The sequence below is a fragment of the Pseudomonas kielensis genome (assembly GCF_014236655.1).
GTDB lineage: Bacteria > Pseudomonadota > Gammaproteobacteria > Pseudomonadales > Pseudomonadaceae > Aquipseudomonas > Aquipseudomonas kielensis.
Genome location: NZ_JACMYG010000001.1, coordinates 113,446 through 129,533, shown reverse-complemented (window position 1 = coordinate 129,533; position 16,088 = coordinate 113,446). Strand labels below are relative to the sequence as shown.

Sequence of the window (16,088 nt, the reverse complement as noted above, 5' to 3'; positions counted from 1 at the left end):
AAAGGGTTGGCATGATACCCGCTCTCGATGACTGGATAAAGGCTGAATTGGATAAAATCTGAACAGTTACTTTGTTATTGCCAGTAGTTTGGTACGCCATGCCAGCCGTCAGAAAGCCACCGTCAATGGCGGGTCACTGAGCCCATTTACTCGGGCGAGTGAAAGCTGAGGCTGTAGTTCACGGCCTTGGAGCCGGGGTCGAGGATATCCAGGGCGATGTGGATCGGCGTTTGTGGTGGCATCTCCGCCAGGTCGGCAAGGTCGCCATTGAGGTATTCCCTTGGCTTGAAACGCCGGCTTGCGATCAGATGGCCGTTGAGGTCGGCAAACCGCAACTCCAGCAGCGGGAACGGCTGGGAGAATGGCGCACGGTTATAGATGATGGCATCTACCACCAGGGCGCCGCTGAAGTCCGGGTGGCTGCGCACCACCAGGTTGCTGCTCTTGATCTTGGCGATGTCGACCTTGGACGGCACATTGCAGCCAAGCTGCGGGCACAGTTGCTGGAACCAGGGGCGGTACTGGTCCTGGCGGGCCAGCTCGTCGAAGTGATAGGCGATGTACTGGCCGGCCAGCGCACCGCCCGCCAACAGCACCATCAAGCCCCAGAACAGGCGGCGGCCCCAGGGTGAGCGGCGCTTCTGCCAGTCCAGTTGCAACGGGTCGTCGACCAGGTCCTGCAGCACTTCATCATGGCGGGCGGACTCTTTGCGCGGACGCTTCTTGCGCGGCGGTTCGATGGCCTGGGGCGGATCCTCCAGTTCGTCGTCATCGGTGGCCGACAGCCGTTCGTGACGCAGGTCCTGACGGGCCTCCTCGTCGTCCACCGGCTCCAGGCGCAGTTGCGGCGCCTCGGGTTCGTCGTCGTCAAGATCGACCAGTGACAGCGACGGTTCGGTGCGTGAAGACGTGAGGGGGGCGTCGAGATCTTCGGTCGAGACGTTGCCCGTCACCGGGCTGTCGACGTTGCTCAAGGCGCGTTCGGCAGCAGACTCGCTGAACAGGCTGTCGGACCAGGTTTCTTCGCTTTCGCCGCTGTCGCGTCGGGCACTGAGTGAGTCTTCCCGGGGCTTGCGCTCCTGGCCGAACTCTTTGGTCGGCTGGATTTCCCGCTGCTCCAGCCGAGCCAGTTCCTCGTCGAGGTCGAGGTGGTCCAGGTCAAGCTCGGCGGCGGTCCACTGCTTCTGGCTGATCGCCCGTTGCTCGGGCGCCGGTACGGTCGTTGGCGGTGGGGTGAGCGGGGCGGCTTGCTGACCCTGGCGTTGCTCGAGCAACTGGCGGGCGGCGTTGAACACTTGCAGGCAGGAGCCGCAACGAACCACCCCGCGAGCCACGCTCAATTGAGCGTGGCTGACGCGAAAACTGGTCTGACAGTGCGGGCATTGAGTGACGAAGCTGTCGGTCATGCGGCCATCCGGAGTCTGCAAGCGCTCATTCTAGCGCCGACGGCCGGTAATACGCACCCAGCCGTCGCGATTGGCGATCGGGTCGAGATCGAAGTCCTGGGCATAAGCGGCAGCGACCTCATCACCTTGTTCGGCGAGGATCCCCGACAGCGCCAGGCGCCCGCCGGACTTGACCAGGCTGGACAGTTGCGGTGCCAGCGAAACCAGGGGGCCGGCAAGAATGTTGGCGACCAGCACATCGGCCTGCACCTGTGGCATATCTTCTGGCAGGTACAGCGGGAACAGTTCATCGGCAATGTTGTTGCGCCCGGCGTTGTCGCGCGATGCTTCCAGCGCTTGCACGTCGATATCGGTGCCGACAGCTTGTTTCGCCCCGAGCAGCAGGGCGGCAATGGCCAGGATCCCCGAGCCGCAGCCGAAGTCCAGCACGTTGCAGTCTTTGAGGTCTTGGCCGTCGAGCCATTCCAGGCAAAGTGCGGTGGTCGGGTGAGTGCCGGTGCCGAACGCCAGGCCCGGATCCAGCAGCAGGTTGACCGCGTCGGGCTCGGGGGCGGCGTGCCAGCTCGGCACGATCCACAGGCGCTGGCCGAACTGCATCGGCTGGAAGCCATCCATCCAGCTGCGTTCCCAGTCCTGGTCTTCGATCACTTCGCTGTGATGCTCGGGCAGCGGGCCGCCGGTCAGCAGCTCAAGGTGAGCCAGCACCGGGCCAGGCTCGGTGCCGCCTTCGAACAGGGCCAGCAGGTGAGTGTGCGACCACAGCGGAGTGGTGTTCAGCTCCGGCTCGAAGATCGGTTGATCCTCGGCGTCCATGAAAGTCACCGAGACGGCGCCCACTTCAAGGAAAGCGTCTTCATAGGTTTCGGCTTGTTCTGGGCTGATGGCGAGACGGACTTGCAGCCAAGGCATGGCGGGCACCTTTGAAAAATATTGATTGCAGCCTAGCGGTCTGCGAGAAGCGCGCAAGTTTACGCCAGAGAGCGGGTTTTGTGGGAGTGGGCTTTTCGGGAGGTTTCTGTTGCGCGTGCCCGCGATGGCGGTCGTGAGGGCAGAATAAACCCGCAGAAACAACAAAGCCGCCCGAAGGCGGCTTTGTCAGGTGCAGGCAAACACTCAGTGCTTGTCGCCCGCCAGCTTGTGCTCGAGGTAGTGAATGTTCACTCCCCCTTTGCAGAAGCCTTCATCGCGGACCAGGTCGCGGTGCAGCGGGATGTTGGTCTTGATCCCGTCAACCACGATTTCTTCCAGCGCATTGCGCATGCGCGCCATGGCTTCGTCACGGGTTGCCCCGTAAGTGATCAGCTTGCCAATCAGCGAGTCGTAGTTCGGCGGAACGGCATAACCACTGTACAGGTGCGAATCGACGCGAACGCCGTTGCCGCCTGGTGCGTGGAAATGCTTGACCGTACCCGGGCTCGGCATGAAGGTTTTCGGGTCTTCGGCGTTGATCCGGCATTCCAGCGCGTGACCGCGGATGACCACGTCATCCTGGGTGAACGACAGCTTGTTGCCAGCGGCGATGCTCAGCATCTCCTTGACGATGTCGATGCCGGTGACCATCTCCGAAACCGGGTGCTCAACCTGAACGCGGGTGTTCATTTCGATGAAATAGAACGCGCCATTCTCGTACAGGAACTCGAAGGTGCCGGCGCCACGGTAGCCGATGTCGATGCACGCCTTGACGCAGCGGGCGAAGACTTCCTGGCGAGCCTTCTCGTCGATGCCCGGTGCCGGCGCTTCTTCGAGAACTTTCTGGTGGCGACGTTGCAGCGAGCAATCGCGGTCACCCAGGTGGATGGCATGGCCCTGGCCATCGGAAAGCACCTGGACTTCCACGTGACGTGGGTTGGTCAGGAATTTTTCCAGATAGACCATCGAGTTGCCAAACGCTGCGCCCGCTTCGGAGCGAGTCAGCTTGGCCGAGGAGATCAGGTCTTCTTCTTTATGCACCACGCGCATGCCGCGACCACCGCCGCCGCCAGCGGCCTTGATGATCACCGGGTAGCCCACTTCGCGACCGATGCGCAGAGCGGTTTCTTCGTCTTCGGGCAGCGGGCCGTCGGAGCCTGGAACGGTCGGTACGCCGGCTGCGATCATCGCGTGCTTGGCCGAAACCTTGTCGCCCATCAGGCGGATGGTTTCAGCTTTCGGGCCGATGAAGGCAAAACCGGAGTTCTCCACCTGTTCGGCGAAGTCGGCGTTTTCCGCGAGGAACCCGTAGCCTGGGTGAATGGCGGTAGCGCCGGTCACTTCGGCTGCAGCGATGATTGCCGGGATGTGCAGGTAAGAGTGCGCGGCCGATGCCGGACCGATGCAAACGGATTCGTCTGCCAGGCCCAGGTGCATCAGCTCCTTGTCGGCCTTGGAGTAAACGGCGACGGTCTTGATACCCATCTCTTTGCAGGCGCGCAGGATCCGCAGGGCAATTTCACCGCGGTTGGCGATCAGGACTTTTTCCAACTTCGCAGTCATCAAAGGCACTCCGCGGTTCAAACGATGGTGAACAGCGGTTGGTCGTACTCAACCGGCTGGCCGTCTTCAACGAGGATGGATTCGATCACACCGCTGGTTTCAGCTTCGATGTGGTTCATCATCTTCATGGCTTCGACGATGCACAGGGTGTCGCCTTTCTTCACGCTTTGGCCTACTTCAACGAAGGACGGCGAAGTCGGCGAAGACTTGCGATAGAAGGTACCTACCATTGGCGAGCGGGCAACGGTGCCGTTGAGCACAGGTGCGGCCGGAGCGGCAGGTGCAGCGGCAGCAGCAGGCGCTGCAGCAACTGGGGCGGCAGCCGGTGCAGCCATTGGCGCCGGAGCGTAGTACTGCTGGGCCGGAGTCTTGCTGTGGCGGCTGATACGTACGGACTCTTCGCCTTCCTTGATCTCGAGCTCGTCGATGCCGGACTCTTCCAGCAGTTCGATCAGTTTCTTAACTTTACGGATATCCATGAATCATCAACTCCCAAGGGTCGGTCAGGGGCGTTTAACGCTTGTTGTTCAAGCCGTTGCCGGTCTTTCAAGCTGTTCCAGGGCGGCCTCCAGGGCCAGTCGATAACCGCTGGCGCCAAGGCCGCAGATCACTCCCACCGCTACGTCGGAGAAGTAAGAGTGATGGCGGAAAGGTTCGCGTTTGTGCACGTTAGACAAATGCACTTCGATGAATGGGATGCTCACCGCCAGCAGCGCGTCACGTAATGCGACACTTGTATGCGTAAAAGCTGCTGGATTGATCAGGATGAAGTCCACGCCCTCGACACGAGCGGCGTGAATGCGATCGATCAATTCATACTCGGCGTTGCTTTGCAGGTAGAGCAAATGATGGCCGGCGTTGCGTGCCCGCTGTTCCAGGTCCTGGTTGATCTGGGCCAGGGTGACAGCCCCGTAGACGCCCGGTTCGCGGGTGCCGAGCAGGTTCAGGTTGGGTCCGTGCAGCACCAGTAGCGTCGCCATCTGCTGTTCCTTGTGATCTATGCGCAGTTATCAGAACCCGGCGACTATGCCGCAAAGCAATTGTGACTGTCCAGTTCTCTGCAATAGCCAGCACGATGACCGATGATTGCGCGAAGTATATGACCAACTGGTTAAATCTGGTCATTCGAGTTGGCAGCACGTTCGGCGAAGTCCCGGCAACAGGCGAAGCGGCTTGCGATAGACCGCTCAAACACGAAAGGCCTGCACCGCCGTGTGCAGCTGCCCGCCCAGCACCAGCAGGTTCTCGCCCTGGCTGCGCCCTTGACCGATACGCAGCAGATTATCCCCGCCCAATTGATGAATGCGTTCGCTGTGATCGCGGATTTCGCTGACCGCGCCGCTTTGCTGGGCCGTGACATCGGCGATGCGCACCGCGGTGTCAGCGATGGTCTGGATGGCATCGACGATTTTATCCAGTGCGCCGTCAGCCGCCTGCGCCTGGCTCGCGGTGGCCTCGGCGTGCTCGACCTGGGCGCGCATGCCGTCCACCGACCGGCGGGCCGCCTGTTGCAAGCCGGCAATCAAGGTCTGAATCTCGGCGGTAGCGCCGGCGGTGCGTTGGGCCAGGGTGCGAACCTCCTCGGCAACCACTGCGAAACCACGGCCCATTTCCCCCGCGCGGGCGGCTTCGATGGCGGCGTTCAGGGCCAGCAGGTTGGTCTGGTCGGCAATCGAGCGGATCACCGTCAGCACGCCACCGATGGTCGCTGACTCCTCGGCCAGGTGCTCGATCATCTGGGCATTGCCCTGGACTTCGTCGACCAGCGCGTGCAGCCCGGTCAGGCTCATGCCGATCACCTGCTGCCCGTGGGCCACCGCCAGGCCCGCATGGCGACTGGCGTCAGCCGCCTGGCTGGCATCGCCGGCCACTTGCACGATGGTGGCTTCCAGCTCGCCCAGGGAGTCGCGGATCAGCGCGGTGTCGCCGGCCTGATGCTCGGCACCGCCGTGCAGTTCGTTGCTCAGCTCGGCCAGCACACGGCTGCTGCCGGCGACTTGTTCGGCGTTGTGCCGGATGGTCCCCACCAGGTCCACCAGATAGGCGCGCAGGCGATTGAGCGAGGCCTCGATGTCATGCAGTTCGCGATTGGTCGCTCCCAGGTGGATGTCGGCGCTGAAATCCCCTTCGGCCCAGGTCGACAAGGCCGGTGCCAGGTTGCTCAGGACCCGCGCCAGCCGTCGCTGCAGGGTATCGATCAGCAGGGCGATCAACAGGATCAGGCCGATCATCGCGCCCTGGATCAAGCGGACTTCGCCTTGAATCTGCCCATGCTGGGCACGCACCACGGGCTCCAGGCCGGCGATGGCCTGCTGCACGGCGTCAATTTTCAGGTGGGTGGCGGCACTCAATTCGCCGCGTTGGCGGATCTGTTCGCGGGTCCGGGCCAATTCCGCCGGGTAGCGGGCGAGCAGGCTGGCCAATTCGCGCTTGTAGCCGGTGCCGGCATCTTCGGCGACCGTTTGTTCACTGCCTTGCAGGCCCATCATCGAGGCGAAATCGTCGCTGTTCGAGGCCTGGTTGCTCGCCACGCCGAGCAATGGCAAGGCGTCGATCAGCTCGGCCTGGGTGCGGATATTGTTCACTTCACGTTCGACATCGATCGCCAGCTCACTGCGGTCACTGCTCACCAGTTTGTCCCGGGCCAGGGACAACTTGCTCAGGTGTTGGGCCGCCGCCAGTAACAACGGCAGGTAAGCGTTGGATTCCGGGCCGGGGCTGGCGGTGGCGTACTGGCCGAGTTGCTCAAGGCCGGCCCCCAGCTCGCGTTCCGCTTGCAGCAGCAGCGCCTGTGGATCGCCAGCCAGCTTGCCCGCCGCCAGCAGCTCGGTGTTGCTGAACGCCTCAAGGCTGGCCAGGCTTGGGCGCAGGCTCTGGGCCAGCTCAGGTCGCATTTCATCCAGGCCTTGTTGCAGCGTGGCAATCGCCTGGGTGGCGCTGCTCAGGCGCAAGGCGTCGCCACTTTGCAGGTAGTCTTCGATCTTGCGTGCCACCTGGTTCTGAAACTGCTGGGACAGTCCCAGGTAACGCTCCATCAACAGATAGGGGCGTTCCAGGGCTTTTTGCGACCACCACAAAGTGGCGCCGAGTGCCAGGCACACCGCCACTAACAGCAGGGTATTGAGATTGGTCAGCCACTTCAGGCGCATCAGGTTTCTACCGACGACAGAATGGTAAGCGCCCGAAGTTATTGCGTTTGTATTACAGCGTTATGACCGAATCGGTGGCTTCCGCGGAAAAAGTGGCACTTTGCCTTGATTGCCGCGCAGCCTGCACCCGATTGCGACCCGCCGCCTTCGCGCGATACAGGGCTTCGTCGGCCTGGCTGGCCATCATCAGGCTGTCGCTGTTCTCGCTCAGGTCGACCACGCCGGCGCTGAAGGTGCACCACAGGTCTTGCGGTTGGGCTGGGTAATGGATCTCGGCAAAACGCCGACGGATCTGGTCGAGTACGTTGTAGGCCGATTCGATATCGGTGTCGGGCATGACGATGGCGAACTCTTCGCCGCCGTAACGACCAATGAAGTCGGTCTTGCGCAGGCGCTGCTTGAGAAACAGCGCCAGGCTCTTGATCACCCGGTCGCCCATGGGGTGGCCGTGGCTGTCGTTGACCCGCTTGAAGTGGTCGATGTCGAGCATGGCAAAACTCAAGGGCTTGTTCTCGCGGCGGGCGCGGAAGCTGCAGTCTTCGAGCAGTTGCAGGATATGGGTGTGGTTGTACAGGCCGGTCAGGCTGTCGCGGACCATGCGCGCCTTGAGGTTGCGGGCCCGGGCCGCGCGATTGCGCACGGTGGTGATCAGGTGGCGTGCCTTGATCGGCTTGGTCAGGAAGTCGTCGCCACCTTCGCTCATGGCGTCCAGTTGCTTGTCCTGGTCGTCCTCGGCTGACAGGTAAATGATCGGCACACTGACATAACGGTCGTTGTGCCGGATCACTTTGGCCAGCTCGGTGCCGGTGCAGGCCGGCATGTACATGTCGAGAATGATCAGGTCGGGCTGGAAGTCCGCGAGCTCGGCCATGGCCTGGATCGGGTCGATCAAGGTGCGGGTGATGATCCCGGCACTGTTGAGCAGGCGCTCGGTGTACATGGCCTGGGCGCGGGAATCGTCGATGATCAGCACTTTGTAGGGTTCGTACTGGGCGACGCAGGTCAGCACTTCGATCTTTTCCAGCAGGCTCGAGGCCTCGAGGGTGCCGGTGAGGAACTCCTGGCCGCCAGCCCGGACCGCCGCCAGGCGCGTCGGCGTGTCGGTTTCCAACAGGCTGAAAAACAGCAGCGGCAGCTTGTGCTCCAGGCCTTCCTGGGCTTGGGCCGCCAATTGCAGGCCCAGGCCCGGGCCCTCGAAATCGACGTCCATGACAATCGCACTCGGCAGACGCTCGACCATCGCCGCGCGAAACGCCGCCACGCTGTCCAGGGACTGGGCGCTCAGGCCGAAAAATTCCAGCTGCTTGGCCAGGCGTTCGGCACGGTCGTGATCCTGCAGCAGCACATACACCGGCTTGCGCAGGGGCGGCAGGTAAGTCTGTTCGAGCTGGTCGCCCTGGCGCAGGCCGGTGCGCGACAAACGTTGCATCAAGCGGTTGAGGTCGCTGATCAGGCCGCTGCTCAAGCGTCCGCGATTGGCGTCGACGGCCTGCAGGGACTGGTTGATGCCTTGGGCCAACTGGGTATGTTCAGGCTGCTCGAAGCGCTCGGCGAAACGCAACAGGCGCAGGTTGGCTTCGCTGAGCTCCGCCAGGTCGGTTGTCGACCACTCGCCGCCTTGCAGACGCTGCCATATCTCAAGAATCTGACGTGCCTGATGAATTACCCGCTGGGCAAAGTGCTGCTTGAGGCGCTCACGGCTGGGGTCTTCTGGCTCGGTCATATCCTGACTACTAGTGAGGGTGCATGCTGAGGTCGACTGGTGGCTCTATGCTAGCACCACTTTCCGGTTGCATGAGTGTCGCCAGTCAATATTGTGCAAAGCGACCCCATTCAGTTTATGACCGACTGGTCTCGTAGGCTCGCGGCCCTGCTTCATCTATAGTGCTCGCTCGACCGCCAGACATGCGGCGCCGTGCCAGGGCAGGATTAATCCGCTGCTGGCCAGGCACGATGGAGTAGGGTTGTGGTCGAACCGATGAACTCAAGTGATTGAAAGGATATCGCCATGCTGGACTGGAAGAACCGTGCAGGCAGCGCGCCTGACCGCGCCGCCGAACCCAAGTCGGACACCCGCAGCTATCTGGGTGGCCTGCTGTTCAGCCGTGCGCTGGCTACGCTGATCGGTCTGTATCTGCTGGTGACCATTGGCCTGGGCTGGTACTGGAGCGAGGAGCCGGCGCTGTTCCCGGTCCAGCAGAACGCCCAGATCGCCGCCGAAAAAGACGGCAAGCAGATGGTCGTCGGCTACACCACGGTGGAAACCCTGAAGTCGGTGGCCGGCACCTTGCTGAACAAGCCAGGGGGCTACATTTCCAACGACCGGTTCCCGCCTGGCCTGTGGATGGACAACATGCCGAGCTGGGAATACGGGGTGCTGGTACAGGTCCGCGACCTGACCCGGGCCCTGCGCAAAGACTTTGCCCGCTCGCAGTCGCAGTCGGCTGAAGACGCTGACCTGGCCAAGGCCGAGCCGCGCTTCAACTTCGACAACAAGAGCTGGGTGCTGCCTTCCAGTGAGTCGGAGTATCAGGAAGGCATCAACTCCCTGACCCGCTATCAGGCGCGCCTGTCGGACCCGTCGCAAAAGAACGCGCTGTTCTATGCCCGTGCCGATAACCTGAACAACTGGCTGGGCGATGTCGGCACCCGCCTGGGTTCGCTGTCGCAACGGCTGTCGGCCAGCGTCGGCCGGGTCAAGCTCAACACTTCGCTGAAAACCGAAGTCGTGGCCCCGGGCCAGGTGCCACAGGTCGACGAGGAAGTGGTGGAAACCCCGTGGATGCAGATCGACAACGTGTTCTATGAGGCACGCGGCCAAGCCTGGGCGCTATCCCACTTGCTGCGGGCGATCGAAGTCGACTTTGCCGATGTCCTGGCCAAGAAGAACGCCACGGTCAGCGTGCGCCAGATCATTCGTGAGCTGGAAGCCTCGCAGGAGCCCGTCTGGAGCCCGATGATCCTCAACGGCAGCGGTTTTGGCCCATTGGCCAACCACTCGCTGGTCATGGCCAACTACATTTCGCGGGCCAACGCAGCGGTGATCGACCTGCGTCAGCTGCTCAACCAGGGCTGAGTCATGGTTGATCAAGCCCGGGAGGCCGCGCACCGTGCGGCCTCGGATGCCGAGCGGATCGCCTGGGTCGACGAGCAGGACCGCCTGCTCGGCTCACTGGTGCGCTCAGAGTTGCGCGAGCGCGGGCTGATCGGGCGCGGCACCTACATCATGCTGTTCAACTCCAGCGGTGAGCTGTGCGTGCATCAGCGCACCTTCAGCAAGGCGCTCTATCCCGGGTTCTGGGATGTGGCGGCCGGCGGCATGGTCGGTGCCGATGAAAGCTACGCCGAGTCGGCGGCCCGGGAGCTTGCGGAAGAGTTGGGGGTGAGCGGGGTGGAACTGACCGCCCACGACCATTTTTACTTCGAGGACACCGGTAGCCGCCTGTGGTGCGCGGCGTTTTCGGCGGTCTGGGATGGGCCCTTGATCCTGCAACCGGAAGAAGTCCTGCAAGCGCGTTTTATTCCCATTGCCCAGGTCATGCAGGAAATCAGCGAAAAGCCTTACTGCCCGGACTCTTTGGCGGCCTTGAAACGCTATCTGCGGGCGCGCGGCATCGACGTCGCAAAAGATGCGTAAATTGGCGCCGATTGGCTCTTAGCAAGTGAGCTTTTTGTCGTTACACTGCGCGACCTTTTGTAGGAGCGAGTGCCCGCTTGCGGCCTGCTCGCGAAAAATGCACGGACGACACGTGCTGCCTGATGCCGCGCGTTATCGTTGACGTCCATCGCGAGCAAGCCGCAAGCGGGCACTCGCAAGCGGGCACTCGCTCCTACAGTGAAATGCTTGTTGTACCGTTCCAGTAGCGCTGCCCCTGCCTGAGTGGGGCTTCGCGGTCGATAGCCCGTGCCAACGTGGCTGCGACCAGTCTTTGTCCTCCCAAGAGGATTGCCGGTGGCCAAAAAAGCCGCATCCTTCGCCGCCCTTGGTGGCTTGGTATTTTCCACCGACGCAGGTCGACATTGCCCGGACTGTAGCCAGCCCGTGGCAGCCTGCATCTGCCAACAAACCGTTATCCCGGCCGGTGATGGCATCGCGCGCGTGCGCCGCGAAAGCAAGGGCCGTGGCGGCAAGACGGTGACCACCATCAGCGGCGTGCCGCTGGCCGAAGACGCGCTCAAGGACCTGGCCACGACGTTGAAAAAACGCTGTGGCACCGGCGGCGCGTTGAAGGACGGGGTCATCGAAATCCAGGGCGATCATGTCGAGCTACTCTTGGCAGAGCTGATCAAGCACGGTTTCAAAGCGAAGAAATCCGGCGGCTAGCAGCCTCTGTGAAGACCACTCCGACTTGACGCAGGCCTGATACCGATCAGCGCAGGCGTCGTCTCCATGGTTTTCACAGAGCCTGTTCTGACCGGTTTCTAAACTCAGGGCTGCATTCGAGGTCTATCCCCTCGTTGCAGGCTAATCGTCATTTTCATTCTTTAAGCTGCGCCAGCCCGCAACGCGGGTGGCGCTCTTTGACTTCATTTATAGGGGACTTCGATGTCCGTACGACGCACACGCAAAGACGATGGCAGCCAATGGACAGTTGCGGACAGCCGCAGTGTTTACGGGATTCGCCATTGGGGGGCCGGGTATTTCGCGATCAATGACGCCGGTCGCGTCGAAGTTCGTCCGAACGGTCCGAACAGCTCGCCTATCGACCTGTTCGAGCAAGTCGACCAGCTGCGCAAAAGCGGCCTGTCCTTGCCATTGCTGGTCCGTTTCCCGGACATCCTGCAAGACCGCGTGCGTCAGCTGACCGGCGCCTTCGATGCGAACATCGAGCGTCTGGAATACCAGAGCAAATACACCGCCCTGTACCCGATCAAGGTCAACCAGCAAGAAGCGGTGATCGAGAACATCATCGCCACCCAGGATGTGTCGATCGGCCTTGAAGCCGGTTCCAAACCTGAGTTGCTGGCCGTGTTGGCCCTGGCACCGAAGGGCGGCACCATCGTCTGCAACGGTTACAAGGACCGTGAGTTCATCCGCCTGGCGCTGATGGGGCAGAAGCTGGGCCACAACGTGTTCATCGTGATCGAGAAAGAATCCGAAGTGGGCCTGGTGATCGAAGAAGCCGCCTCGCTCAAGGTCAAGCCACAGGTCGGTCTGCGGGTGCGCCTGTCGTCCCTGGCTTCGTCCAAGTGGGCGGACACCGGTGGTGAGAAATCCAAGTTCGGCCTGTCGGCGGCACAACTGCTGTCGGTGGTCGAGCGTTTCCGCGCGGCCGGCCTGGACCAGGGCATCCGCCTGCTGCACTTCCACATGGGTTCGCAGATCGCCAACCTGGCGGACTACCAGCACGGTTTCAAGGAAGCGATCCGTTACTACGGCGAGTTGCGCAACCTCGGCCTGCCGGTCGATCACATCGACGTCGGCGGTGGCCTTGGCGTGGACTACGACGGTACGCACTCGCGTAACGCCAGTTCGATCAACTACGACATGGACGATTACGCCGGTGTCGTGGTCGGGATGCTCAAGGAGTTCTGCGACGCGCAGAGCCTGCCGCACCCGAACATCTTCTCCGAAAGCGGCCGTTCCCTGACCGCCCACCATGCCATGCTGGTGGTGCAGGTGACCGACGTCGAGAAACACAACGACGACGTGCCGCAGATCGAAAACAAGGATGCGCTGCCGGAAACCGTGCAATGGCTGGTGGACCTGCTGGGTCCGACCGACATCGAGATGGTCACCGAAACCTACTGGCGCGCCACCCACTACATGAGCGACGTGGCGGCCCAGTACGCCGATGGCAAGCTGACCCTGGCCGAGAAAGCCCTGGCCGAGCAATGCTACTTCGCCGTCTGCCGCCGTCTGCACAACTCCCTGAAGGCCCGTCAGCGCTCGCACCGCCAGGTGCTGGACGAGCTCAACGACAAGCTGGCCGACAAGTACATCTGCAACTTCTCGGTATTCCAGAGCCTGCCGGACACCTGGGCCATCGGCCAGGTCCTGCCGATCCTGCCGTTGCACCGTCTCGACGAAGAGCCGCTGCGCCGCGCCGTGCTGCAAGACCTGACCTGCGACTCCGACGGCAAGATCAAGCAATACGTCGACGAGCAGAGCATCGAGACCAGCCTGCCGGTGCATGCCCTCAAGGACGGTGAAGACTACCTGCTGGGGATCTTCCTGGTGGGGGCCTACCAGGAAATCCTCGGCGATATGCACAACCTGTTTGGTGACACCGACTCGGTGAACATCTACCAGAATGCCGATGGCAGTGTTTATCACGCCGGGATCGAGACCCACGACACGATCGAAGACATGCTGCGCTACGTGCACTTGTCGCCGGAAGAGCTGATGACTCACTACCGCGACAAAGTCGCCAGTGCGCGGATCACGGCTGCCGAGCGTACCCAGTTCCTTGATGCGCTGCGCCTGGGCCTGACTCGTTCTTCGTACCTGTCTTCTTGAGGTAGCGAACCGCCGAGACCAGGCTGTCTGAAAATGTTCCCCGTCTTACGGAAATTTCAGATGGCCTGGTAAGGCGATTCCCTTTTTTTTCGGCGATTTTCAATGGTGTAGCACTATCAACGATGGTGCTTCCTCATTTCATGTAGTCCATTTCCCAAGTTGTATTTCGGCACTCTACTCGGCCATGTCTCTCAGCGAGAATCCCCGGCCGCCCCTCCTGTAGAGAAAAGCCGATGTTCGATCCCCTTCACGAGCCGTCATTTCGTCTGGAGATAGCGGGTCAATCCCAGCCCCTGGCCGTGGTCGCGCTCAGCGGCAGCGAAGCCATCAGCCAGCCCTATGCATTCTTGCTGGACCTGCACCTGGACGAACGCCAGTTGGACCTGTCCAGCCTGATGTTTCGCGCGGCCTATCTGTGTTTCGGCACGGCGACCAGCGGTATTCATGGTCAGATCCAGGACCTGGTGCCGCTTCACGATGAGGCACAACCTGGCCTCTGGCGTGTGACCCTGGGCCCGCGACTGGGCTCACTGGCCCGGCGCTTCACCCGGCGCCTATTCAGCGGATTGTCGGTGCCGCAGATCCTCGCCCAGGTGTTGAGCGAGCATGGCATTGACGGGCAGGCTTGCCGATTCGAACTGCGCAGTGAGTACCCGACACTGGCGTTCTGCACCCAGTACTGCGAATCCGACCTGGCGTTTGTCCAGCGCCTGTGTGGCCAGCAGTCGATTGACTACCACTTCCGACACCGCCGGCGTGGCCATTGCCTGGTGTTTACCGATTCCGGGCAGCACGACGGCGTCGCCGACACGCTGAGCTTCGGGGGTGACGGTGCCGCCGGCGTCAGGCGCTTTGCAGTGCATATGCAAGCGGACGGCATCCACGTGCAGGCTGAAACCGAGCAGCCCACCGTGCGCGCGGGACAGCGTTTATCGTGCGCCGGACACCCCTGCACCGAGGGCAATGGCCCATGGCTGATCACCCGGGTCGAACATCGCGCCAGTCCGCATGACATGCCGCGCTATCACAATCGACTGCGGGCCATTGCGTGGGGCGTGCCGTACGTGCCCGCCGAGCCACCGGAGAAACCGCGCATGAGCAGCCTGCAACTTGGTTGGGTGGTGAGCGTGGACGGCCAACACCGTGATGCGCAGCAGCGGATCGCGGTGCAAATGGAGTGGTTGTACCAGGGCGAGGGCGGTCGACCCAGTCATTGCTGGTTGCCGGTGTCTGCCCACTTGTCTGCCCAGGCGATAAACGGTCTCAGGGCCGGTGTGCAGGTGTGTGTCAGCTATACCGAGGGTGATCCGGACCAGCCCTTGATCAGCGGCGTGCTCGTTACGCCACAGCAGACCGGGGTGGACCAGGCTGCTAGCGACTCGACTGCGGCACCGAGTGATGCGGCACGATTGCAACTGCAGATCAGTGCGGCGGCATTCATGGGGCGCGAGCAACAGCTTCAAGTGTCGCCCGGGTCGGCACTGGTCGTTGGTCCCGGTGCTGAACGGCAATTCAAGGTCGGTTGCAGCGAAGTGAGCATCGTCGGAGAAACCCTGCACCTGTCCAGCCCGAACCTTCACCTCAAGGCCATGGCGCCACCCCTGGTTGAGGCCCCGATTGCAACCCCGGAGGAGGTACCCGCGGTCGCGGCCCAGGACTTGCTGGCCCTGCTGCGCAGCAGTCAGCCGTTGGTGTTGCTGTGCCTGCTGCCGGGGGGTGGCAGCTATAGCCATTGCCGTCAGTCCATCTGCGTGTGTCGCACGGCGGCAGGCGATGGCCTGAGTGGTGCGGCATGAGCCTGGCCCGCACGGCGCAATGGCTGTTGCTCGACATACCCGCCGCACCGGAGGCCGGCAGCAGGTTGCAACACGGCTTTGCCGGCGCGGTACGGCACGCGTTGTTTGCCGACACCGAGCTGCATGGCTTGCGCGAGCAGGGGCCGCAAGTGATCGAACTGGCGAGCCACGCAAGACTGGCGGACTGCGTCCACGACCAGCCTGAAGACTGGCCCGGGCTGTTGCTCCAGACCTCGGTGTCGGCCGCTGCGTTGCTCGAGCACCTGCGACGCATGCTCACGGTGACCTTCGGCCTGCATCACAAGGGCCTGTTGAGCTACTACAACCCCTGGACCGCCAGCTACTTCTTCGATGCCCGCGACGCCAGCGAGTTAAGCCGCTGGCTGGGGCCCATCGACCGGTTGTACTGGTACGGCGGCACCTGGGCCGACCGGGCCATGGGTAGCCTGGGGTGGCAGCAGATGGTCAATCCGCGTCGGGCGGTGAGTGACCTGGCGATCGAAGACAACCTCAGCCAGCACCAGCAGGACAAGTTGCAGGTGTGTTTGCTGGAGCGCCATGCCTGGTCGTGGTGCCGTGCCACCGGGCACGATTACGGGGTGATCTGGTGCTGCCTCGAGGAAGGGTTGGAGCAGGGCTTCACCGAGCACGCGGTGCTGGACGGCTGGTTGCGCCTGCGCCTGCAATACCCATCGGCCACGCTGCAGCTCGTTCTGTCAGGAGGGACCCAACAGGAGCGCCTGGACAGCCTGCGTCAGCACTGGCGCAACGATCCGACGTGAAGCCAGGGTCTGCGCCAGGGCGG

The 16,088-nt window shown here is 62.4% G+C and carries 13 protein-coding genes; 6 read left to right on the top strand and 7 right to left on the bottom strand.

Annotation, left to right across the window (positions count from 1 at the left end):
• Positions 1-146 precede the first annotated feature (146 nt).
• The 7 genes from H7995_RS00570 to H7995_RS00540 form a co-directional block, all read right to left on the bottom strand.
• Positions 147-1,406, bottom strand: a complete 1,260-nt coding sequence (locus tag H7995_RS00570) for a DUF3426 domain-containing protein (RefSeq protein ID WP_185817817.1) — start codon at positions 1,404-1,406, stop codon at positions 147-149.
• A 30-nt stretch (positions 1,407-1,436) separates the two neighbouring features.
• The gene (gene prmA, locus H7995_RS00565; RefSeq protein WP_182343326.1) at positions 1,437-2,315 is read right to left on the bottom strand and encodes a 50S ribosomal protein L11 methyltransferase; all 879 of its coding nucleotides are present in this window, start codon (positions 2,313-2,315) and stop codon (positions 1,437-1,439) included.
• A gap of 204 nt (positions 2,316-2,519) precedes the next feature.
• Entirely contained in the window at positions 2,520-3,878 is a 1,359-nt protein-coding gene (gene accC / locus H7995_RS00560; RefSeq protein ID WP_166590949.1) for an acetyl-CoA carboxylase biotin carboxylase subunit, read from the bottom strand.
• 17 nt (positions 3,879-3,895) lie between these two features.
• On the bottom strand, positions 3,896-4,357 hold the full coding sequence (gene accB / locus H7995_RS00555) for an acetyl-CoA carboxylase biotin carboxyl carrier protein (RefSeq protein ID WP_166590948.1): 462 nt from the start codon (positions 4,355-4,357) through the stop codon (positions 3,896-3,898).
• Between the two features lie 48 nt (positions 4,358-4,405).
• Entirely contained in the window at positions 4,406-4,858 is a 453-nt protein-coding gene (aroQ, locus tag H7995_RS00550; protein ID WP_159993541.1) for a type II 3-dehydroquinate dehydratase, read from the bottom strand.
• Positions 4,859-5,065: 207 nt separating this feature from the next.
• The gene (locus tag H7995_RS28780; RefSeq protein ID WP_371927860.1) at positions 5,066-5,668 is read right to left on the bottom strand and encodes a methyl-accepting chemotaxis protein; all 603 of its coding nucleotides are present in this window, start codon (positions 5,666-5,668) and stop codon (positions 5,066-5,068) included.
• A gap of 1,411 nt (positions 5,669-7,079) precedes the next feature.
• Positions 7,080-8,750 carry a response regulator gene (locus H7995_RS00540; protein WP_166590946.1) on the bottom strand — a complete coding sequence of 557 codons (1,671 nt, stop codon included), beginning with the start codon at positions 8,748-8,750 and terminating at the stop codon, positions 7,080-7,082.
• Positions 8,751-9,035: 285 nt separating this feature from the next.
• On the opposite strand from H7995_RS00540, the gene H7995_RS00535 reads away from it, so the two are divergent.
• The 6 genes from H7995_RS00535 (at position 9,036) to H7995_RS00510 (ending at position 16,065) form a co-directional block, all read left to right on the top strand.
• Positions 9,036-10,103, top strand: a complete 1,068-nt coding sequence (locus H7995_RS00535) for a DUF2333 family protein (RefSeq protein WP_166590945.1) — start codon at positions 9,036-9,038, stop codon at positions 10,101-10,103.
• Positions 10,104-10,106: 3 nt separating this feature from the next.
• Positions 10,107-10,664: an NUDIX hydrolase gene (locus tag H7995_RS00530; RefSeq protein ID WP_166590944.1), complete on the top strand. Its 558-nt coding sequence runs from the start codon at positions 10,107-10,109 to the stop codon at positions 10,662-10,664.
• A gap of 315 nt (positions 10,665-10,979) precedes the next feature.
• On the top strand, positions 10,980-11,351 hold the full coding sequence (locus H7995_RS00525) for a translation initiation factor Sui1 (protein WP_095170180.1): 372 nt from the start codon (positions 10,980-10,982) through the stop codon (positions 11,349-11,351).
• A gap of 222 nt (positions 11,352-11,573) precedes the next feature.
• Complete coding sequence (gene speA / locus H7995_RS00520; protein WP_166590943.1) at positions 11,574-13,487, top strand: arginine decarboxylase; 1,914 nt, start codon at positions 11,574-11,576, stop codon at positions 13,485-13,487.
• A gap of 233 nt (positions 13,488-13,720) precedes the next feature.
• Positions 13,721-15,283 (top strand): type VI secretion system Vgr family protein, encoded by a 1,563-nt coding sequence (locus H7995_RS00515; protein ID WP_166590942.1) that lies wholly within the window; start codon positions 13,721-13,723, stop codon positions 15,281-15,283.
• Positions 15,280-16,065, top strand: a complete 786-nt coding sequence (locus tag H7995_RS00510) for a DUF4123 domain-containing protein (protein ID WP_166590941.1) — start codon at positions 15,280-15,282, stop codon at positions 16,063-16,065. Before H7995_RS00515 ends, H7995_RS00510 begins: the two co-directional genes overlap by 4 nt.
• The last annotated feature ends 23 nt before the right edge of the window (positions 16,066-16,088 follow it).

Excerpts from the sequence above, each read along its gene's own strand:
- H7995_RS00515 (WP_166590942.1), top strand. The coding sequence starts at position 13,721 with ATGTTCGATCCCCTTCACGAGCCGTCATTTCGTCTGGAGATAGCGGGT.
- H7995_RS00530 (WP_166590944.1), top strand. The coding sequence starts at position 10,107 with ATGGTTGATCAAGCCCGGGAGGCCGCGCACCGTGCGGCCTCGGATGCC.
- accC (WP_166590949.1), bottom strand. The coding sequence starts at position 3,878 with ATGACTGCGAAGTTGGAAAAAGTCCTGATCGCCAACCGCGGTGAAATT.
- H7995_RS00540 (WP_166590946.1), bottom strand. The coding sequence starts at position 8,750 with ATGACCGAGCCAGAAGACCCCAGCCGTGAGCGCCTCAAGCAGCACTTT.
- H7995_RS00535 (WP_166590945.1), top strand. The coding sequence starts at position 9,036 with ATGCTGGACTGGAAGAACCGTGCAGGCAGCGCGCCTGACCGCGCCGCC.
- prmA (WP_182343326.1), bottom strand. The coding sequence starts at position 2,315 with ATGCCTTGGCTGCAAGTCCGTCTCGCCATCAGCCCAGAACAAGCCGAA.
- H7995_RS00570 (WP_185817817.1), bottom strand. The coding sequence starts at position 1,406 with ATGACCGACAGCTTCGTCACTCAATGCCCGCACTGTCAGACCAGTTTT.
- H7995_RS00510 (WP_166590941.1), top strand. The coding sequence starts at position 15,280 with ATGAGCCTGGCCCGCACGGCGCAATGGCTGTTGCTCGACATACCCGCC.
- accB (WP_166590948.1), bottom strand. The coding sequence starts at position 4,357 with ATGGATATCCGTAAAGTTAAGAAACTGATCGAACTGCTGGAAGAGTCC.
- H7995_RS28780 (WP_371927860.1), bottom strand. The coding sequence starts at position 5,668 with ATGAGCCTGACCGGGCTGCACGCGCTGGTCGACGAAGTCCAGGGCAAT.
- speA (WP_166590943.1), top strand. The coding sequence starts at position 11,574 with ATGTCCGTACGACGCACACGCAAAGACGATGGCAGCCAATGGACAGTT.
- aroQ (WP_159993541.1), bottom strand. The coding sequence starts at position 4,858 with ATGGCGACGCTACTGGTGCTGCACGGACCCAACCTGAACCTGCTCGGC.